The sequence below is a fragment of the Agromyces indicus genome (assembly GCF_031432295.1).
GTDB classification, from domain to species: Bacteria; Actinomycetota; Actinomycetes; order Actinomycetales; family Microbacteriaceae; genus Agromyces; species Agromyces indicus.
In genome coordinates this window covers 917,509-940,420 of the sequence record NZ_JAVKGS010000001.1, presented here as the reverse complement: position 1 = coordinate 940,420, position 22,912 = coordinate 917,509, and the positions used below count along the sequence as shown (strand labels likewise).

Genomic DNA, 22,912 nt, shown 5'->3' with positions numbered 1-22,912 from the left:
GGCAGTGGGCGAGGGCGCCGGTTGGCATACTGGACGACATCCCGTCGGACGGAGGATCCCCATGGCCGACCTGACTGATCGTGCCCGCGTCCACCTCGCCGCCGCGCTCGAGGACGAGCACGGCCGGAGCGCCGAGCTGATCCTCCGCGATGGACCCATGCGGCAGACCATCATCGCGCTGCGATCCGGAGCGGCACTGGCAGAGCACAACTCCCCCGCCGCGGCGAGCGTGCAGGTGCTCTCCGGCCGGATCCGGGTCACGGGCCAGCAGGTGGCGGAGATCCCGGCCGGCCGGCTCGACGTGCTGAGCCACGACCGTCACTCGGTGCTGGCGCTCGAGGACTCGGTGTTCCTGCTCACCACGGTCACGGGGATCGACGGCACCGATGGTCCCGAGCGGGCACGCTGATCCCGCCGCCGGCGCTCAGCGCGGCAGCACCGTGAGCACCCGCTCCATGTAGTCGCGGAACTCCGCCATGAACTCGGTGAGGAACTGCTCGGTGCCCTCGTCGGCGATCGAGCCGTCGTCGCCGTACACCTCGGGCTTGAACGTGATGTACCCCTCCGGGGCCGTCATCTGCCGCGCGTTGCAGAAGCTGAGGACGGCGCGGAGGCTCTGCTGGGCGACCGCGGTGCCGATCTGCCCGGGCGACGCGCCGATGACGGCGGCGGGGATGTGGTCGAACGAGTTCTGCCCCCACGGCCGCGACGCCCAGTCGATCGCGTTCTTCAGGGCCCCGGGGATCGACCGGTTGTACTCCGGCGTGACGAACAGCACCGCATCGGATGCCGCGATCGCCTCCTTCAGCGCGGTCGCCTCGGGCGGGTAGGCGTCGTCGAAGTCGGGACTGTAGAGCGGGAGGTTCCCGATCGGGATCTCCGTGAACTCGAGGTCGTCGGGTGCGACGCGCATCAGCGCCTTCGCGAGCGTGCGATTGATGGATGTGGAGGACAGGCTGCCGATGAAGGTTCCGACCCGGTACGTTCGCATGATGCTCCTCTCGGTCGGGGAGCCACGCTACGCGGCCGCGGACCTTCCCGGGGAGGGGTTGCGCGACCCCTCCCCCGGCTGACGGCCTGCCGCGTCGAGGCGAGCGATGCGCGCTCGCGCGTTCCGCTCGCTGGGCGACATCCGCCCCAGCACGCGCGTCGCCGACCACAGCAGGACGCGCGTCATCGTGATCGCGGGCCAGCGCGGGCGGCGCAGCCCGAGCAGCTCGCGATGGCGCGGCTCGAGCGAGGCGACCGCACCGCCGAAGAGGATCGGGTACAGGCGTCCCGTGAGGCCCGGCAGGCCCGGACTGCGGATGAACCGCACCGCCTCGGCGACCCGGTCGTCCGGCTTCGCGTCGGCGAGGAACGCGTCGAGCTCCTGCCGGAGCTCGGCCCTCGAGGCCGGCGGGTCGGGCAGGCCCATGAGTCGACCCGCCTGCGCCCATTCGCGCACGTACGCGTCCGCACCGCCCGGGATCGGCCCGCCCCAGATCTCGTGCGCCCCGATGAAGGCCTCGGTGAACGCGTCGTGCACCCAGCGCAGCAGCTCCACGTCGTTCGCGGCGTACGGACGTTCGACGCCGCGCGCGTCGACGTAGGTTCCAGTGACCCGGTCGTGGAGCCTCGTCACGAACGTGCAGGCGGCCGCGGCGGCCCGGCGATCGCCGAACGTCGTCGTCGCCACCCAGCGGATGGTGCCGTCGAGGCGGCCGAGCGGGTCGTCGCGGTATCGCGAGTGGTCGTGCACGCCGGCCATGGCGCCCGGGTGGAGGGTCTGCAGCAGCAGCGCACGGATGCCGGCGACGAGGGTCGGCAGCGCACCGTGCACCGCCCACACCGCACTGCCCGGCCCGAACCAGCCGGCGTCGTCGCCCTCGGCGAGCGCGCGCGTCCAGGCGGGCGGCTCCGCACCGGGGCGCCGGACGGGCGCGGGGCGGGCGCTCGAGCCCCGTGCGTGCGCGCGTCCGTCCATGTGATCGACCGTAGGCGCCGACGCGACCCCGGGGCTGCGGATCCTCTGCGAAGCCGCTGGGAGGGAGGGGCAGCGCGGCCTGCGATCATGGACCGGTGACCGAACGCCCCGCCCGCCGGCCCGTGACCGCCGGCGATCGGCCGCGCGTGCTCGGCCCGGTCGTGGACGAGGCGACCAGGTGCGTGCACTACCGCACCGAGGTCGACATCGTCGCCATCCGCTTCGCGTGCTGCGGCGAGTACTACCCGTGCCACCGGTGTCACGAGGAGACCGCCGACCACCCTGCCGAGCAATGGCCGGTGGCCGAGCGCGACCGTACGGCGGTGCTGTGCGGTGAGTGCGGCACCGAACTCACGATCGCGGCCTACCTCGAGGCGACCGGGTGTCCGGCGTGCGGCTCGCGGTTCAACGAGCGTTGCCGGCTGCATACGCACCTGTACTTCCAGGTGGAGGGCTGACGCGCTAGGCGGGAACCGGCTTGGCGGCGTCGGGTGCCGCGACGAGGTGCGCCGGGTCGTCGGCCAGGCGCAGGCCGAGATTGCTGTTCGCGGCGATCATCATGCGCTCGGCGCGGCGGCGGTCGATCGAGGTGTCGGCGCCGGGCGTGTGCCGGGCGACGATGGTCGCGTGCGGATGCAGCCAGGCCTGGGCGGGGCTGCCGGCGGGATCGGTCCAGGAGACGAGCATCGGCTCGTTGCGGCGGAGCTTGGCGAAGACGACGAGCGCGACGTGCGCGAGGAGGTCGTCGTCGAGTTCGATGCGCATCCAGCCATCGACCTCGAGGGCGGAATCGGTTGACGGTCGGGCGAGTGATTCACGTTGTCGCATCGGCCCCACGGTTGCAGCGCGATCGCGGGGCGGCAAGCGCGCACCGGCCTTTCACAGGCGCTGCACCTTCGTTTGGACGGCGATGAAGGGTGCACGCTTACGATTCGTCGTCGCCCGGTCCGCGGCCGGCGTGGAATCGCTCGCGGTATCGCCGCGTCGCCTCCTCGAGCAGGTCGTCCGACAGGCGCGCGACCGGTCGGAACGGGCGGATCAGCGGCTCGCAGTCCGGACCGCGCCCGACGACGGGTCCGGCCAGCACCCAGGCGAACCGCGCGGGCTCCTTCCGCCTGAGGTGCTCGTACTGGCACACCTGCCGTGCGAGCCAGTCCTCCACTGGCCGCGTCCACCACGACTCCGGGCGCAGCGGGTTGGCCGACAGTCCGGGCAGTTCGAGTCCGCTCTCGGTGTCGCGGCTGCCGCTGGAACGGTCATCGTCCGGTCCCTCGGAGTAGCGCACGTACAACTCCTCGCCGCTGATGGCCTCGCCGAGCTCGTGCAGCGTCGTGATCTCCCGCATGGCCCCTCCCTCGTCGCCACCGCCGGCCCGCCCGATGCGTTCCGTCCCGGGATCATGCCCACGCGGTGCACGCCGACGGAAGGGTGTTGACTTCCGGCGTCCGCTTCTCCCGCGAGGCGGTGCCCGCGGTCAGGTGCGTGATCAGGAGCCCTGCGTGAAGAAGTCCGCCGCCGCCTGCCGGAACACCCGCGAACCCGGCGCGTTGAAGTGGTGCCGGCCGGGCAGCTCGACGAAGGTGCCGTCGGGCGTGGCATCCGCCAACTGCCGCGACTGCGCGAGGATCGCGTCGTCGCTGCCCGTCGCGAACAGGATCGGCTGGCGGGGCGGGTTCGCGGGATCGGGGTCGGCGTCGCCCAGGCGCATGCCCTCGGCGAGCGCGACGAGCGCGTTCAGGTCGTTGCCCGGCACGCGTTCGGCGAGGGTGACGTAGTTCCGCGTGACCGGATCGTCGACGGGCGTGCGGTCCGCGGCGTACGCCTTCGCCTGCTCGATCTGCATGCGTGCGAGCGGGCGACCGTCGGGGATGCCGCCGAGGACCGCTCGTTCGATGCGGTCGGGCGCCTGCACGGCGACCTGCCAGCCCACGCGCGCGCCGAGGGAGTACCCGGCGTAGCGGACGGTGTCGAGCAGGTAGGTGTCGAGCACCGTCAGGAGGTCGTCGACGAGCGCGTCCATCCCGTACGCGCTGGCCTCGTGCGGCTTGTCGCTCTGCCCGTGGCCGCGCTGGTCCACCCCGAGGACGCGGAAGCCGGCGCGCGTGAGGTCGCGCACCCATCCCGTGTTCACCCAGTTGTCGCGGCAGCTGGACGCGAACCCGTGCACGCACAGCACCGTGGGTGCGTCCTCGTCGCCCCAGAGGTAGGTCGCGATGCGGCGCCCCTCCCCCGACATCACGAACTGCGGCGACGGCATCTCCGTCAGGGCGGGCAGCGGGGCATCCATGCGCCCCATTCTGCCGGTCGCTACGGCGTCCACCACGGCCGGAGCGGCAGGTCGCCGACACCGCCGTCGTCATGGGGACGCACGGCCAGCACCTGGTGCAGCTGGATGCCGCCCTGCTCGAACGCGAGCCGCGAGCCGGCCATGTACAGTCCCCAGATCTTGGCGGTCGGCAGGCCCACCTCGGCGACGGCCTCGTCCCAGTGCGCCACGAGGTTCGCGCACCAGTCGCGCAGGGTCATCGCGTAGTGCGGGCGCAGGTTCTCCTCGTGCAGCACCTCGAAGCCGGCATCCTGTGCGGCGCTGATGATGCGCCCCGAGCCGGTGAGCTCGCCGTCGGGGAAGACGTAGCGGTCGATGAACCCGTGGGCGGCGGGGTCGGTGCGGTTCTCAGGGCGCGTGATGCAGTGGTTGAGCAGCATTCCGCCGGGACGGAGGCGCGAGCGCAGGAACTCGAAATAGGAGGGGTAGTTGCGCACGCCGATGTGCTCGAGCAGCCCGATCGAGGACACCGCGTCGAAGCCGGACTCCGCGACGTCGCGGTAGTCGGCGAACCGCACCTCGGCGAGGTCGTCGAGGCCCTCGTCGGCGATCGCCCGGGCGGCCCACGCCGCCTGCTGCTCGGAGAGGGTGACACCCACGGCCCGGACGCCGCGACGGGCGGCGTGGCGCACCATCCCGCCCCAGCCGCAGCCGACGTCGAGGAGCCGGTCGCCCGGCGACAGGCGCAGCTTGTCGAACACGAGCCGGTACTTGTTCTCCTGCGCCTCGTCGAGGGTGGCGTCCGGCCTCGGGTAGCACGCGCACGTGTACGTCATCGACGGACCGAGCACCCACTCGTAGAAGGTGTTCGAGACGTCGTAGTGGTGGTGGATGGCCTCGGCGTCGCGGGCCCTGCTGTGCCGGAGTCCGGCGGCGACGCGGCGCCAGCGGGGTCGCGCCTCCTGCGGCGGCGGCGCGATCGGCCGGAGGTGCCGTACGCCCACCGAACGCACGAGCTTCGCCATCATCGCCGGGGACGGCCGGGTGAACACGAGGTCGTCGGCGAGGGCCCGGAGCAGCTCGTACGGGTCGCCGGGGTGCACGCCGTGCGCCTCGAGGTCGCCGGCGATGTAGGCGCGGGCGAGCCCGAGGTCGCCGCGTCCGGTCGCGAGGTAGGTGGTGCCGCGCGGCGAGACGAGGTCGAGTCGGAACCGGGCGTCGGGCGGGCCCGCGGAACTGCCGTCGTAGGCGGTGAAGCGGATGGGCAGCCTGCCGCCCGCGAGGGTCTCGAGGATGCCGGCGAGCGTGAGCCGGCCGCCGGGCTCCGGCGCTCCGGCATCCGACGCCGTCGCCCGGTCCTGCTGCGTCGTCGCCGCGTCGTCCTTGAACGAGGTCATCGTCGTTGCACCGCCTTCGCGTAGAGGTCGAGGAGCCGGGAGTCGGGGTCGTACCGTCGCTTCACCGCCCGGTAGGCGGTCCCGCCGTAGAGCCGGTCGAACTCGTCGGGCGGGTAGTAGGCGTCGGAGTAGAGCGACTTGTGCCCGTCGAGCGCGGCGACCTCGCGTTCGATGCGCCGGTTCGCCTCGCCCTCGGTCGCGCCGACCGGCACCGTCGACCAGAAGCCGACGTTGACGTAGGTGCGGTGCGGCTCCAGCGGGTACAGCGGCCAGCCGTCGTCGTCGCGCAGGCGCAGCGGGCACAGCCAGATCGGCGCGATGGGCACGTTCGCGAGGAACCAGGCGAGGAACTCGGCGGTGCGCTCGATCGGCACCTCGATGTCCTGGATCACGCGTTCGCGCGGCGGGCGCCCCTTGAGCCGTTCCAGCCGGTTGCCGAGGTCGTAGCGGCGCTCGAGCCGCATGAGCGTCGCGTACGAGCGGCTGCGGCGGTACCGCCGCGGCCAGACGCGGCGAACGAGCGGATGCTGCGCGCCGAACGCCGCCGAGCACCAGAACCAGTCGGCATCCCAGCGCCACAGGTAGTCGTTCGTCGTGAGCCGGTCGTGCGCGGCGCCCTCGTCGTGCCGGATGGAGCGGTAGTAGATGCGTTGCCCGGTGTAGTCGCTGACGGGTCCGGATGCCGCGGTGCGGACGCCGAGGCACAGGTACCCCTCGTCGGCGCCGAAGACCACGCCGTCGAGGTGGTCGACGGGCGCACCATCGTGGCGGCCGGTCGCGACGATCGCGTCCATCGCCGCGACGAGTTCGGGCAGCGAGTGGAAGCGGAGGTGCGTGAGCGCGACGAACGGCTCGACCGGCTCCAGCTCGATGCGGAGCCGCACGGCGTACCCGAGCGTGCCGTACGAGTTCGGGAACGCGCGGAACAGGTCGGCGTGCTCGTGCGGCGACGCGGTGACGAGCTCGCCGGCGCCGGTGAGCACGTCCAGGTCGAGGACCGATTCGTGCGGCAGCCCGTTGCGGAACGACGTCGATTCGATGCCGAGTCCGGTCACCGCCCCGCCGAGCGTGATCGTCTTCAGCTGCGGCACCACGAGCGGCGCGAGGCCGTGGGGCAGGGTGGCGGCGACGAGGTCCTCGTAGGTGCACATGCCCTGGACGTCGGCCGTGCGCGCATCGGGGTCGACCGCGATGACGCCCGTCAGGCCCGAGGTGTCGAGCCCCGCGGCATCCGTTCGCACGCGTGACCGGAACAGGTTCGACGTGCGCTTGGCGAGCCGGACCGGGGCCCCCGCCGGGATGTCCCGCGCGCTCCGCAGCAGGCGCTCGACACCCTCGGCGTGAGCGGCCCGAGCGTCGATCGCCGGAGCGGACACGTTCTCACGCTAGTCCGACCCGTGCCGTGGCGCACCCGTCGGCGCGCGGTCGGCATCAGTCGGACGCGCGCTCCGTCGACTCGTCGATCTCGACAGGACGCTGGCGGTGCTGCCGAGCGTACTCGCGGAGGATCTCATCGGTGCCCTCGACGCGCAGGGCGAAGCGTTCTCGGACGAGGTCGGCGAAGTCGTCGATCGCCTCCTCGAGCATCTGGCCGCTGTTGCGCACGGTGCGATCGGAGGACCGCCGCGCCACGCGCGCGAGGTGCAGGCCGTACGGCAGCTGGGCGGCGAGCGAGGTCTCCGGTGCGTCCTCGGTGAAGTAGTAGGTCTCGGCGTTCTGCCACAGGTCGACGCGGACCTGCGCGAGCGCCCCGGTGATCGAGTCGAGCAGCCCGCTCGAGGTCGACGACTCCATATCGAGGAGGTGGCCCGACGTGTCGGCGCGACCCATGAGCGCGAGTCGCAGGGCGAGGGCACGGCGGCGGCCGAGCCCCGGGTAGAGCTCGAGGAACCACGCGACCGCCGCGGTGAGCAGCGCGAAGCCCATCAGTGCCTGCAGTGGCGAGAACACCCGCAGCCACGGCTCGATCGGGTAGACGTCGCCGAGGCCGAGGGTCGACATGCTGACCACCGAGAAGTAGAACGCCTCGACGATCGGCGGGTAGTCCTCGGGGCGGATGTCGCTGCCGTACGAGAACCCGTCCGGCACGAACGGCAGGTACACGAGCGACCAGCCGACGAGCTGCAGGGCCGCCCAGCTGCCGATCACCGCGACCGCGGCGAGCGGGCCCGCCAGGGTGCGGCCCCGTCGGCCCATGCGCGACGACAGGCTCCAGGTGGTGCTCGCTGCATAATACGAGAGACGACCCCGGCCGGTCGGATGCAGCAGCGTGTGGAACACCTCGTTGAGCCCGAGCGCGATGAGGACGACGCCTGCGACCACCCAGAGCCATTCCACCCCGCCATCGTACGTGGCGGGTCGGGCGGCTCAGCCGAGCGCCGTGATGGCCTCCTCGACCAGGGCGACGACCGACGGGTCGTCGTCGGCCTCCGGGGTGAAGCCGAGCCGCACGACCACGAGCTGCTCGGACGGGACGATGATCAGCTTCTGCCCGTCGTGTCCGCTGGCGTAGTACGTGTCCTCGGGCAGCTCGGGCCAGCGCGCTTCGCCGAACAGCACCTCGTTGCCGCGCCAGCTCGCCCCGAGTCCCGGGTCGTCGGTCTCCGCGACCGCGTCGACCTCGAGGCTCTGCGCCATCCAGCCCTCGGGCAGCATCCGCTCGCCGTTCCACTCGCCGCCCTGCAGCGCGAACTGCCCGATCGCGGCCCAGTCGCGCGGCGTCGCCCACAGGTACGACGAGCACACGGGCGTTCCCGCGGCATCCGGTTCGAGCACCGCCGAGGTCAGGCCGAGCGGCCCCAGCAGCACCTGCCGCGGCAGGTCGGCACCGAGACCGGTGCGCTCGGCGAGCACCGAGCACAGCAGGTTGGTGTTGCCGCTCGAGTACTGCTGCACGGTGCCCGGCTCGTGCGCGAGCGGTTGCCCGGCGACGTACCGCCCCATGTCGGGTTCGAGGTAGAGCATGCGGGTGATGGGCGTGCCGAGGTCGTAGGTCTCGTCCCACTCGAGTCCGCTGGTCTGCCGCAGCAGCTGGTCGATGGTGATGTCGGCGCGTTCGTCGGTCCACTCCGGCCGGAGCCCGTCGTCGTCGAGCGCCACGACGCCCTGTTCGACGAGCACGCCCGTGAGGAGGTTCGCGACGCTCTTCGACATCGACCAGCCGAGCTGCGGGGTGTCGGCGTCGAACCCGTCGGCGTAGCGCTCGGCGACGAGCTCGCCGTCCTTCACGATGACGACCGCGCGCGTGCCGAGCGCCGCCGCGACGTGGTCGGGCAGGTCGTCGCCGAACGCACGGGCGACGGCCTCGTCGAGGGCCGGGTCGGCGTCGGGCGCCGGCGCGTCGGTGAACGGGTTGGCACCGGGCTCGATGACGGATGCCGCGCCGAGCCCCGGCCGCTCATCGGCCAGCGTGCACCCGAACCCCTCGGCGTACCAGGCGCGCTGCGTGGCGATGGCGCCCGGCAGCGCGCCCGTCGTCGGGTCGCCGGCGCCGTCGACCCGCAGGTACGGCACGAGCGGGTTCGACGGCAGGTCGGAGGCGGGGTCGTCACGCCCCGCGAGCTCGGTCACGGCGCAGGCGTTGTGGGCGGCGTAGCCGGTGCCGGTGAGCAGGATCGGCTGCTGCCAGAGCGAGACGCCCGTGAAGGCGACGATCAGCAGGAGGGCGAGGACGGCGACGACGGCGACCGTACGGCGGAGGATGCGCACGCTGGATCGTAACAGCGGCCGTGGACCTCGCCGGTCAGCCTTGGAAGTCCTCCGGATCGACGTCCTCGAGGAACTTCTTGAACTCCTCGAGCTTCTCGTCGGCCGACTCCTCGGACTCCTCCTCGTCGGAGCGCGACTCGACCATCTCGGCGGGGATGCCGGCCTGCTCGAGCACCTCGTCGGCCACGAACAGGGGCGCGTCGGTGCGCGAGGCGAGTGCGACGGAGTCGGACGGCCTCGCGTCGATCACGTACGGGCCGGTCGGGGTCATGATCGTGAGCTCGGCGTAGAACGTGCCGTCCTCGATGCGCGTGACGTCCACGCGCTCGATGTTCGAGCCGACCGCCTCGAGCAGCAGCTTCATCAGGTCGTGCGACAACGGCCGCGGGGCCTGCTCGCCCTGCACCGCGATGAGGATCGACGTGGCCTCCTGCGCGCCGATCCAGATCGGGAGAACGCGGCCGCGGCCCTCGTCCTCGCCGAGCGGCTTCAGCAGGATGATGTGCTGGCCGGACTGGTCGAGCGCGACCCCGAGGACCCGGACCTGGACCATGACGCCTCCCGTCGGACGATGGGCGTGGTCCTCCATCGTAGGCACAGGCCGCGGCCGCGGCATCCGTTCGCCGGATGCCGCGGCCGCAGCTCTCATCGACGGATCACTGGGGGGCGGTGACCGTCAGCTTGTTGTGGTTGGTGGACTTGCCGTCGGGACGGTAGTTCTTCTCGACGTTGCCGGCCGAGTCGACGGAGAACCAGTGGATCTTCGTGCCGACCGGGACGGTGATGGTCTCGCCGCCCTCGCGGATCCCGGCGCTCGCGTAGAGCGTCGAGTCGTAGGTGGGCTTCGAGCCGTCGAGCGTGTAGAACACCGACGCCGCCTCGGTCGCGTTGAACTTCACGTCGACCATGCCCGCCTGCGTGCTCTTCGACACCGCGACGGTGCTCTCGGGGCGCTGCTTGTCACGGTCGAAGTCGTACGCGACCCGGAACAGCTCCATGAGGCCGTTGGCGTACTCCTGCGACTCCGCATGCGCCGAGGCGCCGTTGGGGTTCGCGTTGGAGAACGGCGGCTGGAAGGTGGTGCCGACCTCGAAGTTCCACGCGTAGATCCCGTACTTGTACCAGAGCATGTCACCGGAGTTGCCGGCCGCCGAGTACAGCACGTCCGAGATCGGGCCGGTGCGGGCCGGCGTCACCGACATGCCGCGGTAGCGCTTGATCTCGGTGAGGATCCGCGACGAGCTGCCCCAGAAGTAGCCCTCCTGCTCGAGCGTCGGGCGCGGTGCCGAGATGCGACCCGGGGTGATGTACGCACCCGGCGACCACATGAAGTAGTTGCCCGAGCTGTGCAGGTTCATCGCGAACCTGATGTTCTCGTTGTTCGCGGCGATCCAGTCGATGTTCGCGCTCTCGGGCTCGCTCAGCTCGCTCGGTCCGGCATAGGTGTCGCTCGTGCACGAGGCCGACGCACCGTTGTACCCGTCGAACAGGCTGTAGGTGTCGTAGTTGCGGTTGTTGTCGACACCCCACGTGTTGCGCGCCAGGAAGTCGGCGTTGCCGGTCCGCGGGCAGTGGTTGGTCATGTTCCGTCGCTGCGAGTTGAAGTCGTAGAACGAGTAGTGACCGCCGTCGGGGTTGACCGAGGGCACGATCCAGATGTCGAGGTTGTTCACCAGCTGCTTGGTCCTGCCGTCGAGCTCGTAGTTGCGCAGGAGTCGCTCGGCGGCCTCGATGGTGACCAGCGGCGGCACCCATTCGCGTGCGTGCTCCTGGGCGTAGGCGAGCACGCCCGGCTTCGAGCCGTCGCGCACCTTGCCGATGCGGATCGCGTAGACGGTCTGCGGGTCGCGCGATACGGAGGCGGGCGCGTTGAGCCCGTCGCTGAGCGCGGTGAACCCGGCCGCCGCCACGACGCCCGTGCCGGTGCTGCCGCGGTAGGTGTAGGCCGAGACCAGGGCGGATGCCGCGGGGTCCGCGTTGATCGCCGCGACCACCTGGGCGGCCGTGCTCGTCAGCGCGCCGGCGCTGTTCGTGGCGAGCGACACGGTGATGTCGTCGCCCGTGACGTTCACCGACAGCGGCGAGTTCGCCGCCCCGGGGTTGAGGGCGCGGATGCGGATGCCGTTGCCGCCCTCGTGGCCCCATGCCCTGGAGTCGATGGCGACGCGGCTGGCGTTGGCGCTGCCGAGCACGGCCTGCGCCAGGCGGCGGTAGCCGTTCGTCTGCTTCGGGAGCTCGACGATCTCCGCGATCTGCGGGAACTCCGCCGCGAGCGCGTGGATGCGGTCGTACAGCTCGGTCGGGGTGAGGTACGAGGTGATGAAGTCCGACTGGTAGTCGGGGCTGACCTCGGGCTCGCCCTCGATCGGCAGCCAGTCGGTGACCTTGGCGGTGGCGACGTCGCCGGTCGGGCTCGTGATCTGGACGGTGTCGGGCCGGGTCTGGACGACGGCCGCACCGCGGTGGTAGAGGTAGACGCTCGCGTCGACGAAGCGGCTGATGCTCTGGGTTCCGCCGGAGCCCATTGCGGTGCCTGGGCCGCTGTCGCGCTGGACGGTGAGCGCGTTGGTCGCCGTCTGGCCGTTCGCCCACTTCGCCTCGACGTTGAGGTAGCCGACGCCGAACGAGGTGTAGTAGTCGGCGCGGATGATCTTGACGTCCGACACGGTGGCGGCCTCGGCGGCCTCGGCGAACGCCGCGTTCTCCTCGGCGGCGGCGGTCCGCATGGCGTCGCGCTCGGCGAGGACGGCCTCGGTGTCGTCCTCGTCGTGGACGGTCTTGCCGACCGCGAAGCCGCGCGCCCGGAGACCCTCGGCCTCGCCCTCGCTGATGACCGCGTGCGCCGTGATGGTGCCGTCGGGGTTCAGGTGGGCGGCGTGGTCGAGGTCGACGCCCAGGTCGACGAGCCGGTCGAGTTCGGTCTGGTCGGGGAGGACCACCTCCACGACGCCGACCTCTTCGTGGGCGTCGTGGGTGAGTTCCGGCAGTTGCTCCGTGCCGGCAGCGGGGCTGATCGGCGTCATGCCGGTCAGCAGCAGCCCGGCGAGCGCGGCTGCCGCCGCCGTCCCGCCGAGCGCTCGTCGTGTCACCGTGTGCATCAAGCGTTCCCTTTCGTGGGTGGTGCTTCATCAATTGCGGTGGTGCGTTCGGTTCGGACGGCAGCCGCCTCCGCCGCTGCGGAAAGCGGTACCCGGGGCACCGTGGCTTCTGTCTAGCCCACGCGCACTTCGTGCGTCAATAGCGGGTTTCCCTCGCGAAATCAGCGCGAAACACGCGGTCGGCGCACCTTCTCTTCGCACGACGCGCTGATGACGCCGTGCGGCCGTTCCGGCATGGACAGATGGCACCGCGGATCGTGGAAGCGTTTCCGGAGGCCGTCCTCCGCCGCAGGGCGGGGACTCGGCGTATCGGCGCCGCATGCCGCCCGGCGCATGCGGGGCGGTTCGAGCCGTCTCGCGGGGTCAGTCCCGTGCCCGGCGTGCCGAATGTCCCACGTCTCGATGTTCTAAAGTCGAACGCAACGTTCGACTGCCGAGCGCCGTCGAACGCGGTCCACTCCCCCGATCCGAGGAGATCCGATGCCCGCCGCCGACGAGGGCAGCACCGCCGCCCCCCACTCCCAGACGCTCTCGCGCGGCATCCGCATCCTCGAGATCCTCGCCGACGCACGCGAGCCGCTCTCGATCGACGAACTCGCCCAGCGGCTCGGCGTCCACCGATCCGTCGCGTACCGGCTCCTGCGCACCCTCGAGCACCACCGCCTGACGGTGCGCGACCCGCGCGGGCGCATCACGCTCGGCGCACGACTCGCGGCGCTCGCCGCAGGCGTCGCGCACGACCTGCAGGCGGAGGCCCTGCCCGAGCTCACGAGCGCCGCGAACGAGTTGGCCATGACCTGCTTCCTGGCCGTCCTCGACGCCGACGAGATCGTGACCCTCACGAGCGTCGAGCCCCGGCACGCGGTCGCGTCGGTCGCGCAGCGGCCGGGCACGCGGCACCCGATGGGCATCGGCGCGCCCGGCAAGGCGATCCTCGCCTCGCTGCCTCCGGGCGAGGTGCCCGAGCCGACGGATGCCGTACGGCGGGCGGAGCTCGACGAGGTGCGCCGACGCGGCTGGGCGATCAGTCACGACGAGGTGATCCCCGGGGTGCGTTCGACCGCCGTCCCGCTCCGGCTCCCGAACGGACAGCCGGCCGCGCTCGCGGTCGTCTACGTCTCCAGTCCCCACCCGGACGCCGAGATCGCCGAGCGGCTGACGGCCGCATCGACGTCCATCCGCGAGGCGCTCGGGGGCTGACGGCGGCCGGCGAAACCATGCGAGCGCTGGGCATCCGACGCGCCGCCGGGCGGGGGCGCGGCATCGCGACTAGGTTGTCGCCGTGAGCGACGACCGACACGATCCCGACCGCCGCCCCCTGCGCTTCGACGACGACCGGTGGGGCCTCGGCCTCCGGGGCCTCGACGCCGACCGACTGCCCCACCGGGAGTCCGTGTTCGCCCTGTCGAACGGCTGCATCGGCTGGCGCGGCCTCCTCGACGAGGGCGAGCCCGTGGGCATCGCCGGATGCTACGCGAACGGCGTCTTCGAGACGCATCCGATGCCGTACTCCGAACCCGCCTACGGGTACCCCACGGAAGGGCAGAGCATCGTCAACGTGCCCGACGGACAGGTGATCCGGCTCCTCGTCGACGGCGAGCCGTTCGACGTCCGGACCGGCGTGCTGGAACGCCACGAGCAGCGGCTCGACTTCCGCGCGGGCACGTTGCACCGCGAGGTCGACTGGGTCTCGCCGTCGGGGTCACGGGTGCGCGTGACGTCGACGCGACTGGTCTCCTACGACCGCCCGTCGGTCGCGGCCGTCCGGTACTCGGTCGAGGCCACGGACACCGCGGTGGAGGTGACCGTGCAGTCGGAGCTCCTCGCGAACGTGCCGGTGCCCGAGGGCACGCACCCGGACGAGCGCATCCAGCGGATGCTCGAGCGACCGCTCGCCCCCGTCGGCGACCACGTCCTCGGCACAGCCGCCACGCTCGTCCACCGGCTGCGCCGACGCCGCCTGCGCATCGCTGCGGCCATGGACCACCTCGTCGACGCACCCGGCGGGGCGCGCGTCGACACCGAGACGTCGCCGGACCTCGCCCGCACCACCGTCGGCGTCCGGCTCGGGCCGGACGAACGGCTGCAGCTGATGAAGGCCGTGGCCTACGAGTGGGCGGACGATGCCACCGCCGGCGGGCTGCGCGACCGGGCCGACTCCGAGGTGGCCGAAGCGCTCCGCGAAGGCTGGGACGCCCTCGCGGACGCGCAGCGCCGCCGCCTCGATCGGTTCTGGCACGCCGCCGACGTGGTCGTCGAGGGCGAGCCCCGGCTGCAGCAGGCGGTGCGATTCGCGCTGTTCCAGGTGTTCCAGTCCGCGGTCCGCCTCGACGGGCGGTCGGTGCCGGGCAAGGGGCTCACGGGCGCGGGCTACCAGGGCCACACCTTCTGGGACTTCGAGGGGTTCGTGCTGCCGGTCCTCACCTCGACCCTCCCCGAGTCGGCCCGCGAGGCACTGCGATGGCGGCATGCGACGCTCCACCTCGCGCGCGACCGCGCGCGGGAGCTGCACCTGGCCGGTGCGGCGTTCCCCTGGCGCACGCTGGACGGCACGGAGAGCTCGGGCTACTGGCCCGCGAGCACGATCGGGTGGCACGTGCAGGCGGCGATCGCCGCCGCGGTCATCCACTTCCACCGGGGCACACGGGACGAGACGTTCCTGCGCGAGTGCGGCGCCGAACTCCTCATCGAGACGGCACGGCTCTGGATGTCCCTCGCCCGTCGGGACGAGGACGGCGGGGTGCACTTCGACGGCGTGACGGGGCCCGACGAGTACAGCGCGATGGTCGACGACAACGCGTACACGAACCTCATGGCCGCGCAGAACCTCCGCGCCGCGGCATCCGCTGCTCGGAGCGTGCCGGACGTCGCCGAGCGGCTCGGCGCCGGCGCCGACGAGGTCGACGGATGGCGCGACGCCGCGGCCCGGATCGTCGTGCCCTACGACGAGCGCCGAGGCGTGCACCAGCAGGCCGCGGGGTTCACCGAGTACGCCCGCTGGGACTTCGAGGGCACCCCGGCCGAGCACTACCCGCTGCACGACCACTACCCGTACTTCTCGCTCTACCGAAGCCAGGTCGTCAAGCAGGCCGACCTCGTGCTCGCGCTGTACTTCGCGTACGACGCCTTCACGCCCGAGGAGACCGAGCGGGCCTTCCGCTACTCCGAGGCCATCACGGTGCGCGACTCGTCGCTGTCGGCCTGCATCCAGGCGGTCATCGCCGCGCAGGTCGGGCAGCTCGAACTCGCGGCCGACTACCTCGCCGAGGCCGCGACCCTCGACCTCGACGACGTGCAGGGCGATACCGAGGACGGCGTGCACCTCGCCTCGCTCGCCGGGATCTGGACGGCGCTCGTCGCCGGCTTCGGCGGGTTCCGCGACAGCGAGACCGAGGTGCGGTTCGCTCCGCGGCTACCGCCGCAGCTCACGCGTCTCGCGTTCGGCATCCGGTTCTGCGGCCGGGTCCTCCGCGTCGACGCGTCGACGGATGCCACGACGTACACCCTCGTCGAGGGCGAACCCGTGACGGTGCGCCACTTCGACGAGGCGGTCGAGCTCGAGGTCCACCGGCCGACGACCCGCGCGACCCCGCCCCTGCCCGATCCGGGCCCGCGACCCACGCAGCCGAAGGGCCGCGCCCCCCGACCCTTCGGCGAGGCGTTCGGCCGATGACGGCCGTCAGGCGGTCGCGGGCTGGCGCTCGCCCGACCGGAGGATCGGCGCGAAGAACGAGGCCAGCTCGGCCATCGCGGTGAGCGGCAGCACGTGCGACACGTACTGGTCGGGTCGCACCACGACGATCGCTCCGGCTCGGTCGATGCCGCGCACCTCGAAGATGTCGTCGGCCGGGTCGGCCGCGTACACCTTCTCGTAGTCGACGAGGCCGAACGGGCCGACGTGCGGCAGGAACACCGACGGCACGCTGCCGAGGTCGACCTCGGTGTGCGGCTGCTGGGTGACGAGCTTCACGTCGAACCACGCGTCGCGGTCGAGGCCCTCGGGCGTCGCGGCGAGGGGCGACTCGGGCGAGGAGGCGAGCCAGTCCGCGAGCTCCGCGGCCGCCGACCCGTCGCGGACGGGGGCGGCGTCGGCGAAGACGTAGATGCGCCAGCGCCCGTCGGCCGTCGCGTGGTGCCCGAGGTGCACCGGGTTGCCGTCGCACACGCGCGTCACGGGCGCCGACTTGAACCGCTTGCCCACGGGGAACCCGGTCGCGAGGTCCTGGTGGGCGGCCTCGCCGACGATGAGCGACGGCGTGTACTGGGTCATGAAGCCCGCGGGGAACTCGTGGGTCTGCACGTAGAAGTCCTCGAGCTCGGAGGGACTCGCGAACTCCTCGGGCTTCTTCGCCATCATCGTCGACCACTCCTTGTCGAAGTCGATGAGGTTCTGCGCGACGACCTGGCGCTCGGCCGAGTACGTCGCGAGCAGGCTCTCGGGGCTGCGGCCCTCGAGCACGTGGCCGAGCTTCCACGCGAGGTTCCAGCCGTCCTGCATCGACACGTTCATGCCCTGGCCGGCCTTCGCGCTGTGCGTGTGGCAGGCGTCGCCGGCGATGAACACGCGCGGGGTGCGGGTGCCCGCGGCATCCGTCGGCACGTCGTCGAACCGGTCGGTGAGCCGGTGGCCCACCTCGTAGACGCTGTGCCACGCCACGTTCTTCACGTCGAGCGTGTACGGGTGCAGGATCGCGTTGGCCTTGGCGATGACCTGGTCGAGCGTGGTCTGGCGCACCCGGCCGGCGTCGTCGGGCGCGACCTCGCCGAGGTCGACGTACATGCGGAACAGGTGCCCGCCCTCGCGCGGGATGAGCAGGATGTTGCCCGCCTCGGACTGGATCGAGCACTTGGTGCGGATGTCGGGGAAGTCGGTCACCGCGAGGGCGTCCATGACGCCCCAGGCGTGGTTGGCCTTGTCGCCCTTCATCGTGCAACCGATCGCGGCGCGCACTCGACTGTGCGCGCCGTCCGCTCCGAGCACGTACTTGGCCCGCACGACGCGTTGCTGCCCTTCGCGCTCGCCCGAGGTGTGCGCGAGGGTGACCGCCACCGGGTACTCGGCGCCCTCTGCCTCGTCGGCGATCTCGAGGCCGACGAACTCGTAGCCGTAGTCGGGCACCGAGCGGGTGGGACCGTTCGCGGCGACCTCGGCGAAGTAGTCGAGCACGCGCGCCTGGTTGACGATGAGGTGCGGGAACTCGCTGATGCCGGTCGGGTCGTCGGCCGGACGGGCGGTGCGGACGATCTTCGACGGGTCGGCGGGGTCGGGCTTCCAGAAGCACATCTCGGTGATCCGGTAGGCCTCGGCGATGATGCGCTCCGCGAACCCGAAGGCCTGGAAGGTCTCGACGCTGCGCGCCTGGATGCCGTCGGCCTGCCCGATCGCGAGGCGGCCCGGGCGGCGCTCGACCATGCGGGTCACGACGTTCGGGAACTGCGCGAGCTGCGCGGCGGCGATCATGCCCGCCGGGCCGGAGCCGACGATGAGCACGTCGACCTCGTCGGGCAGCTCGGCGGGGCGGTCGAGGCCGACTCCCGCGGCGGGCTTCACCCGGGGGTCGCCCGAGACGTATCCGTGGTGGTGGAACTGCACGGGTGCTCCTTCACATCGTCGTGATCGCTGCGCTTCGCGGGACTGTTCGATAATCGAACGTGTCATTCACATATCGCTCAGTCGATGGTAAACGGATGTCGCGGCCTCGGCAACCTGCGAGAATCGGAACTCCAGCCCAGCCGCCTCTCGACCGAAGGACCACGCGATGACGCTGTACCGCCCGAGCTCCCCCGAACGGCAGGACCAGCAGCCGCGGGGCCACGAGTCGAAGGTCTCCCTCTTCGGCGCCGCGCTCATGCTCGGCATCGCCCTCGTCGTCATCGGCACCGGCGCCATCCTGAGCTTCGCCGCGGTCGCGCTCGGCGGAACGGCGCTCGAGCTGCCCTGACCCCCACGCCCGTCGGTGGCGGGTGGCAGACTCGCCCCATGGGCGGGAACGCGACGATCGGCACGCCGGGCGGCACGCCCGAGCGCCCGGCGCTGTTCTTCTCCGGGCCGGAGGAATTCCGCGCCTGGCTCGAGGCGAACCACGAGACCGAGACCGAGCTCTGGATGGGGCTCTACAAGAAGCACGTGCCCGACCGCGGCCTGACCTGGGAGCAGGCGGTGCCCGAGGCGCTGTGCTTCGGGTGGATCGACTCCGTCTCCCAGCGCATCGACGACGACGCCCGCCGCCAGCGCTGGACTCCGCGCAAGCCGTCGAGCATCTGGTCGGCCGTGAACATCGCGCTCGTCGAGCAGCTGACGGCCGAGGGCCGCATGCGACCGGCCGGCATCGCGGCGTTCGAGCGTCGCCGCGACGACCGGTCCGCCGTGTACTCCCACGAGAACCCCGAGCAGGCCCTTCCGCCCGAGTACGCCTCACGGCTCGAAGCGGACGCCGCGGCATCCGCCTTCTGGGAGGCCGCGACCCCGACCTACCGGCGCCAGGCCGTGCACTGGGTGCTGACCGCCAAGCAGGAGGCGACCCGCGAACGCCGCCTCGCCCAGCTCATCGACGACAGTGCTGCCGGTCGACTCGCGCCGCCGTTCCGCTTCGGCGAGACCCCGAAGTGGGCGGTGCGAGCGGCCGAGGCGGCGCAGGCCGAAGCGGTCGACGGCGACCCGCCCGCGTCATCCGACCGGGACTGACCGACCCGACGTGCGAAGGTGGGCTGCGTGCCCGAATTCACCGCGCTCGAGTGGCTCGTCCTCGCGATCGCCGCGTGCGCGGTCGGGCTCTCGAAGAGCGGCATCCCGGCGTTCGGGCCGATCCCCACGGCGCTGTTCGCGGCCGTGCTGCCGGCCAGGGCGTCGACCGGCGCCGTGCTCGGCCTGCTGCTCGTCGGCGACCTCATCGCGGTGCGGATGTACCACGCCCACGCCGACTGGGGCGTCCTCCGACAGCTCGTCCCCTCCGTCGTCGTCGGCGTGCTGCTCGGCGTGGTCGTGCTGTGGTACGCCGACGACACCGCGGTCCGTCGCATCATCGGCGCCATTCTCGTGCTGCTGGTGGTGCTCCGCCTCGGGCTCATCGGACGACAGCGGCGGTCCGGATCCGAGGCCCGCCCGATCGCACGAGGGTGGGGTCACGTCTTCGGACCCCTCGGCGGCTTCACCACGATGATCGCGAACGCCGCCGGACCGGTCATGTCGCTCTATTTCGTGGCCTCCCGGCTGCCGGTGCAGGCCGTGCTCGGCACCGCGGCGTGGTTCTTCCTCGTCGTGAACGCGTTCAAGGTGCCGTTCTCGGTCGGGCTCGGCCTCATGACGACGGAGTCGCTGCTGCTCAACCTCGTGCTCGTGCCGGCCCTGGTCGTGGGCGCGCTGGTCGGATGGCGAATCGCCCGCCGGATCTCGGCGACGTGGTTCGAGCGGATCGTGCTCGTGCTCACATTCGCCTCGGGCGTGTACCTGCTCGTGGTGTGACCGCGCCCGGACGCAAAGCGGCGCCGCCGGGGACGAGATCCCCAGCGGCGCCGTGAACCGCGCTACTGCCCGAACCTGCGGTCGCCCGCGTCGCGAGCGGCGTCGGTCTGCTCGTCGAACTTCCCGCCCGAGACCGTGTCGGCCGCGTCGTCCGCGCGGTCGAGGCCCTGATCGGTGAGGTCCTCGCCCTTCTCGCTGTCGGCGAAGTCCTTCGCCTTGTCACCGAGGTTTCCGAAGTCAGCCATGATGGCCCCCTCTCATTGCCGTGCCGCCAAACCTAGGCACGGCCGCCGCCGCGGCGTCAGGGGTTGACGCGGGGTGCCGCCGGAGTCGACCCACCGTCGAGCTCCTCGACCAGCGCCCGGATGCGTCGGACTCGGGTCTCCGGCCGGGCGGCCGACTCGATCGGGTACAGCCGCCGCCGTCGGTCCGCGGGCGGCAGCCCCTCCCACCGTTGGAGCACGCCCCGAGCGGCGAGCTCCGCCGCGACATCCGCCGGCACCGGCACGTCGTCGTCATGTGCCGGCCGCAGCCGGCACTCGACGGGCGCCCCGGCCTCGGCGCCCAGGCGGCGCAGCAGCGAGCGCCCGGCCCACACGAACGGGCCGTCGACGACGGGCGCCCGGGTCACCGCGAGGTTCACGGGCACGCCGTCGATCGTCCCCTCGAGGCGACGCGTCCCCGCGTCGCGCGCGGCGTCGGCGAGTTCCTCGGGGATGCGGATGACGGTGTAGGTGCTTCGCCCCCAGGCCACCGGCTCCACCGGCGCGACGAACGCCGTCTCGTCAGGCGGCATCCGACGCCTCGCCGGACGCGCCCTCGAGGCGGCGCGGGAAGTAGCCCGCCTCGGTGGCGCGGAGGAAGTCCCACACGTCGAGCTCGGGCGTGTCGACGTGCATCCGCCAGCTCCAGTACGTCCATGCGGTCGCGGGCTCGAACGCGGCGAGGTGCGCCTCGGCGATGGTGCGGTTGTACGGTCGCCGCTCGTCGTCGCCCATCTCGGCAAGCGCCGCCTGCTTCGTGTCGAGGCACCACTCCCCCACGATCACGGGGAACCGGCGGGTCGCCTCGGCGAGGGTGTCGCCGAAGGTGGTCGCGATGTACTCGAGGTACCCGTCGAGGTCGCGCTGGCCGGCCATCATCACGTACATGTGGGTGTCGACCGCGAAGTTCTCGAACCCCTCGCCGTCGAACCAGTCGAGCCACTCGCGCATGCGGAACCCGTCGTGGAAGACGACCCGAGCGCCGGGCGCCGCCGCCCGGATGCGCCGGTACGCGTCGCGGTAGAACGACTGGAGGAACGCGGTCGGCACGCCCTCCGATCCGGCGGCGCGCTCGGGGTCGACGGCCGGATACCGCTTCGGCACGTCGAGCAGCGCCCACAGTTCGGGCGAGATCGGCTCGTTCAGCACCTCGATGCCCCACAGCCCCGGCCGGTCGCCGTAGCGTGCGGCGAGTCGCTCGAGCACGGTGAGCGCGAACTCGACGTGCTCGGGATGCTGGTGGAAACGGCACACCCCGCAGATCCCGCCGTTGTCGAACCCGTTCTGGCTCTCGGGCACGGTGTGCAGGTCGAGGAGTACCTGGATGCCGTACCGCTCGGCCCAGTCGAAGGCGCGGTCGACGTACTCGATGCAGCCGACGAAGGGCGGCACGTCGCCGAAGACGAAGTACGGCACGGGCAGTCGCACGAGCCGCACGCCGCGGCCGGCGAGGTAGGCGAAGTCGCGGCCGGTGATCCACGTGTCGCGATGCACCGTGAACCGCTCGCGCCGCGCGGTGTCGTCGAGGGCGTGGGTGAGGTGCCACTCGTCCTCGGCGTCGGTGCCCGCGAACAGCTCGGGCGCCATCCACTTCTCGAGGACGAGCCAGTTGCCGAGGTTCACGCCGGTCAGCTCGGTCATGTCGATCCCTTCTGCGCGGATGTCTCGATGCGCTCCTGCCGCACGCGCGGCAGGGCGTCGCGATGGTGGGCGGCGAGGAAGCCAGTGAGCGCCTCGCGCACCTCGAACCGGAGCAGTTCGACGGTGTCGCCGGCGGCGCTGAACTGGGCGAGGAGCACCACCCCGTCGGGCGAGGTGTCGCCCACGCGGAGCTCGGCAACGCGTCCGTCCCAGTACGGGCTCGCCGTGACCGCGCGCCTCAGCTCGTCGCGGAGCGCGCCGACCGGCACCTCCCATGCGGCCGTCAGCTGCACCTCGCCGATCGCCGTGTCACCCGAGTGCGACCAGTTCTCGAACGGCGTCGTGATGAACCACGTGCACGGCAGGATCAGGCTCGTCTCGTTCCAGACCTCGACGACGACGTAGGTCAGCGTGATCTCCTCGATGCGGCCCTGGCGTCCGTCGATCACGACGATGTCGCCGACGCGGATGCCGTCGGTGAACGCGATCTGGATGCCGGCGAACACGTTCGCGAGGATGGTCTGCGCGGCGAGTCCCGCGACGATCGACAGCACGCCCGCCGACGCCAGCAGCGTCACGCCGACGGCGCGGACCGACGGGAACGTCCAGAGGATGGCGCCGACGGCGAGCGTGCCGATCACGGCGATGGCCACACGTTCGAGAAGCGCGATCTTGGTGCGCAGGTGACGCGACCGTTCGTCGCGCAGACCGGTCTCCGGATGCCTGGCGAGCGCGCCCTTCGCCGCGGTGCGGACGAGCACGATCGCCAGCCACGCCACGGCGCAGATCTGCGCGATGACCAGTACCTGCGCGAGCCCGGACGCCCAGCGGCGGTCGAGTTCCTGCACCACCGGCTGGATCGCGGCGAGCATGACGATCGCGACGACCGGCGATTGCCAGAGCCGGCCCGAGAGCACGGTGACGTTCCAGCGCCTCGCGAGCCGCCGGAGCAGGAGCACCACGAGGACGCCGAGCGCGAACGCGATCGTGAGGGCGGCGGCGGCCGCGACGAGAATTTCCGTCAGCGTCGCTTCGGCCAGGTCGATCATCGTGCGGGGCCTCGCCTTCCTGATCCCGGATCCCGTTGGTCGGGTGACGATGCTCCGACGGT

The 22,912-nt window shown here is 71.9% G+C and carries 23 protein-coding genes; 7 read left to right on the top strand and 16 right to left on the bottom strand.

The window, feature by feature from the left end:
- Window positions 1–61 precede the first annotated feature (61 nt).
- A complete protein-coding gene (locus RH861_RS04465) occupies window positions 62–409 on the top strand; it encodes a cupin domain-containing protein (RefSeq protein ID WP_310519936.1) in 348 nt (115 codons plus the stop codon).
- Window positions 410–424: 15 nt separating this feature from the next.
- Here RH861_RS04465 and RH861_RS04460 read toward each other — a convergent pair whose 3' ends face one another.
- Window positions 425–991: an NADPH-dependent FMN reductase gene (locus RH861_RS04460; RefSeq protein WP_067946094.1), complete on the bottom strand. Its 567-nt coding sequence runs from the start codon at window positions 989–991 to the stop codon at window positions 425–427.
- 27 nt (window positions 992–1,018) lie between these two features.
- On the bottom strand, window positions 1,019–1,966 hold the full coding sequence (locus RH861_RS04455; RefSeq protein ID WP_310519935.1) for an oxygenase MpaB family protein: 948 nt from the start codon (window positions 1,964–1,966) through the stop codon (window positions 1,019–1,021).
- 95 nt (window positions 1,967–2,061) lie between these two features.
- On the opposite strand from RH861_RS04455, the gene RH861_RS04450 reads away from it, so the two are divergent.
- Complete coding sequence (locus RH861_RS04450) at window positions 2,062–2,424, top strand: CHY zinc finger protein (protein WP_310519934.1); 363 nt, start codon at window positions 2,062–2,064, stop codon at window positions 2,422–2,424.
- Window positions 2,425–2,428: 4 nt separating this feature from the next.
- Here the strand turns inward: RH861_RS04450 and RH861_RS04445 are convergent, their stop codons facing one another.
- From RH861_RS04445 to RH861_RS04405, 9 genes are all read right to left on the bottom strand, one after another.
- The gene (locus tag RH861_RS04445; protein ID WP_310519933.1) at window positions 2,429–2,731 is read right to left on the bottom strand and encodes a DUF7882 family protein; all 303 of its coding nucleotides are present in this window, start codon (window positions 2,729–2,731) and stop codon (window positions 2,429–2,431) included.
- A 160-nt stretch (window positions 2,732–2,891) separates the two neighbouring features.
- Window positions 2,892–3,311 carry a DUF6098 family protein gene (locus RH861_RS04440; RefSeq protein ID WP_310519932.1) on the bottom strand — a complete coding sequence of 140 codons (420 nt, stop codon included), beginning with the start codon at window positions 3,309–3,311 and terminating at the stop codon, window positions 2,892–2,894.
- A gap of 141 nt (window positions 3,312–3,452) precedes the next feature.
- Window positions 3,453–4,253 carry an alpha/beta fold hydrolase gene (locus RH861_RS04435; RefSeq protein ID WP_310519931.1) on the bottom strand — a complete coding sequence of 267 codons (801 nt, stop codon included), beginning with the start codon at window positions 4,251–4,253 and terminating at the stop codon, window positions 3,453–3,455.
- A gap of 20 nt (window positions 4,254–4,273) precedes the next feature.
- A complete protein-coding gene (locus tag RH861_RS04430; RefSeq protein ID WP_310519930.1) occupies window positions 4,274–5,629 on the bottom strand; it encodes a class I SAM-dependent methyltransferase in 1,356 nt (451 codons plus the stop codon).
- Window positions 5,626–7,005, bottom strand: coding sequence for an FAD-binding oxidoreductase (locus RH861_RS04425; protein ID WP_310519929.1), 1,380 nt, complete (start codon window positions 7,003–7,005; stop codon window positions 5,626–5,628). The genes RH861_RS04430 and RH861_RS04425 overlap by 4 nt, the downstream gene beginning before the upstream one ends.
- 55 nt (window positions 7,006–7,060) lie before the next feature.
- Window positions 7,061–7,966, bottom strand: a complete 906-nt coding sequence (locus tag RH861_RS04420) for a potassium channel family protein (RefSeq protein ID WP_310519928.1) — start codon at window positions 7,964–7,966, stop codon at window positions 7,061–7,063.
- Between the two features lie 30 nt (window positions 7,967–7,996).
- A complete protein-coding gene (locus tag RH861_RS04415; RefSeq protein ID WP_310519927.1) occupies window positions 7,997–9,337 on the bottom strand; it encodes a serine hydrolase domain-containing protein in 1,341 nt (446 codons plus the stop codon).
- Window positions 9,338–9,371: 34 nt separating this feature from the next.
- A complete protein-coding gene (locus RH861_RS04410; protein ID WP_310519926.1) occupies window positions 9,372–9,890 on the bottom strand; it encodes a bifunctional nuclease family protein in 519 nt (172 codons plus the stop codon).
- Window positions 9,891–9,993: 103 nt separating this feature from the next.
- A complete protein-coding gene (locus RH861_RS04405) occupies window positions 9,994–12,435 on the bottom strand; it encodes a M14 family metallopeptidase (RefSeq protein ID WP_310519925.1) in 2,442 nt (813 codons plus the stop codon).
- A 480-nt stretch (window positions 12,436–12,915) separates the two neighbouring features.
- Here RH861_RS04405 and RH861_RS04400 point away from each other — a divergent pair, with 480 nt between their 5' ends.
- On the top strand, window positions 12,916–13,635 hold the full coding sequence (locus RH861_RS04400; protein WP_310519924.1) for an IclR family transcriptional regulator: 720 nt from the start codon (window positions 12,916–12,918) through the stop codon (window positions 13,633–13,635).
- A gap of 82 nt (window positions 13,636–13,717) precedes the next feature.
- Complete coding sequence (locus RH861_RS04395; RefSeq protein WP_310519923.1) at window positions 13,718–16,108, top strand: glycoside hydrolase family 65 protein; 2,391 nt, start codon at window positions 13,718–13,720, stop codon at window positions 16,106–16,108.
- Window positions 16,109–16,114: 6 nt separating this feature from the next.
- Here the strand turns inward: RH861_RS04395 and RH861_RS04390 are convergent, their stop codons facing one another.
- Entirely contained in the window at window positions 16,115–18,028 is a 1,914-nt protein-coding gene (locus tag RH861_RS04390; RefSeq protein WP_310519922.1) for an FAD-binding monooxygenase, read from the bottom strand.
- Between the two features lie 166 nt (window positions 18,029–18,194).
- Between RH861_RS04390 and RH861_RS04385 the strand changes: the two genes are divergently transcribed.
- From RH861_RS04385 to RH861_RS04375, 3 genes are read left to right on the top strand one after another with little or no spacing between them, the layout of a single operon-like run.
- On the top strand, window positions 18,195–18,377 hold the full coding sequence (locus RH861_RS04385; protein WP_067946072.1) for a hypothetical protein: 183 nt from the start codon (window positions 18,195–18,197) through the stop codon (window positions 18,375–18,377).
- 38 nt (window positions 18,378–18,415) lie between these two features.
- A complete protein-coding gene (locus tag RH861_RS04380) occupies window positions 18,416–19,120 on the top strand; it encodes a YdeI/OmpD-associated family protein (RefSeq protein WP_310519921.1) in 705 nt (234 codons plus the stop codon).
- A 27-nt stretch (window positions 19,121–19,147) separates the two neighbouring features.
- Entirely contained in the window at window positions 19,148–19,897 is a 750-nt protein-coding gene (locus tag RH861_RS04375; RefSeq protein ID WP_310519920.1) for a TSUP family transporter, read from the top strand.
- 62 nt (window positions 19,898–19,959) lie between these two features.
- Here the strand turns inward: RH861_RS04375 and RH861_RS04370 are convergent, their stop codons facing one another.
- Genes RH861_RS04370 through RH861_RS04355 form a run of 4 tightly spaced genes read right to left on the bottom strand, consistent with a single transcriptional unit; the run spans window position 19,960 to window position 22,850 of the window.
- Complete coding sequence (locus tag RH861_RS04370) at window positions 19,960–20,142, bottom strand: antitoxin (protein WP_310519919.1); 183 nt, start codon at window positions 20,140–20,142, stop codon at window positions 19,960–19,962.
- 56 nt (window positions 20,143–20,198) lie between these two features.
- Window positions 20,199–20,693, bottom strand: coding sequence for a YdeI/OmpD-associated family protein (locus tag RH861_RS04365; protein ID WP_310519918.1), 495 nt, complete (start codon window positions 20,691–20,693; stop codon window positions 20,199–20,201).
- A complete protein-coding gene (locus tag RH861_RS04360) occupies window positions 20,683–21,801 on the bottom strand; it encodes a glycoside hydrolase family 5 protein (protein ID WP_310519917.1) in 1,119 nt (372 codons plus the stop codon). Before RH861_RS04360 ends, RH861_RS04365 begins: the two co-directional genes overlap by 11 nt.
- Window positions 21,798–22,850, bottom strand: coding sequence for a mechanosensitive ion channel family protein (locus RH861_RS04355; RefSeq protein ID WP_310519916.1), 1,053 nt, complete (start codon window positions 22,848–22,850; stop codon window positions 21,798–21,800). The genes RH861_RS04360 and RH861_RS04355 overlap by 4 nt, the downstream gene beginning before the upstream one ends.
- Window positions 22,851–22,912 lie beyond the last annotated feature (62 nt).

What these genes read in the sequence shown, in the direction of transcription:
- RH861_RS04460 (WP_067946094.1), bottom strand. Translation starts at nt 991, where the DNA reads ATGCGAACGTACCGGGTCGGAACCTTCATCGGCAGCCTGTCCTCCACA.
- RH861_RS04440 (WP_310519932.1), bottom strand. Translation starts at nt 3,311, where the DNA reads ATGCGGGAGATCACGACGCTGCACGAGCTCGGCGAGGCCATCAGCGGC.
- RH861_RS04400 (WP_310519924.1), top strand. Translation starts at nt 12,916, where the DNA reads ATGCCCGCCGCCGACGAGGGCAGCACCGCCGCCCCCCACTCCCAGACG.
- RH861_RS04430 (WP_310519930.1), bottom strand. Translation starts at nt 5,629, where the DNA reads ATGACCTCGTTCAAGGACGACGCGGCGACGACGCAGCAGGACCGGGCG.
- RH861_RS04410 (WP_310519926.1), bottom strand. Translation starts at nt 9,890, where the DNA reads ATGGTCCAGGTCCGGGTCCTCGGGGTCGCGCTCGACCAGTCCGGCCAG.
- RH861_RS04365 (WP_310519918.1), bottom strand. Translation starts at nt 20,693, where the DNA reads ATGCCGCCTGACGAGACGGCGTTCGTCGCGCCGGTGGAGCCGGTGGCC.
- RH861_RS04465 (WP_310519936.1), top strand. Translation starts at nt 62, where the DNA reads ATGGCCGACCTGACTGATCGTGCCCGCGTCCACCTCGCCGCCGCGCTC.
- RH861_RS04405 (WP_310519925.1), bottom strand. Translation starts at nt 12,435, where the DNA reads ATGCACACGGTGACACGACGAGCGCTCGGCGGGACGGCGGCGGCAGCC.
- RH861_RS04435 (WP_310519931.1), bottom strand. Translation starts at nt 4,253, where the DNA reads ATGGATGCCCCGCTGCCCGCCCTGACGGAGATGCCGTCGCCGCAGTTC.
- RH861_RS04370 (WP_310519919.1), bottom strand. Translation starts at nt 20,142, where the DNA reads ATGGCTGACTTCGGAAACCTCGGTGACAAGGCGAAGGACTTCGCCGAC.
- RH861_RS04385 (WP_067946072.1), top strand. Translation starts at nt 18,195, where the DNA reads ATGACGCTGTACCGCCCGAGCTCCCCCGAACGGCAGGACCAGCAGCCG.
- RH861_RS04360 (WP_310519917.1), bottom strand. Translation starts at nt 21,801, where the DNA reads ATGACCGAGCTGACCGGCGTGAACCTCGGCAACTGGCTCGTCCTCGAG.
- RH861_RS04355 (WP_310519916.1), bottom strand. Translation starts at nt 22,850, where the DNA reads ATGATCGACCTGGCCGAAGCGACGCTGACGGAAATTCTCGTCGCGGCC.
- RH861_RS04380 (WP_310519921.1), top strand. Translation starts at nt 18,416, where the DNA reads ATGGGCGGGAACGCGACGATCGGCACGCCGGGCGGCACGCCCGAGCGC.
- RH861_RS04455 (WP_310519935.1), bottom strand. Translation starts at nt 1,966, where the DNA reads ATGGACGGACGCGCGCACGCACGGGGCTCGAGCGCCCGCCCCGCGCCC.
- RH861_RS04445 (WP_310519933.1), bottom strand. Translation starts at nt 2,731, where the DNA reads ATGCGCATCGAACTCGACGACGACCTCCTCGCGCACGTCGCGCTCGTC.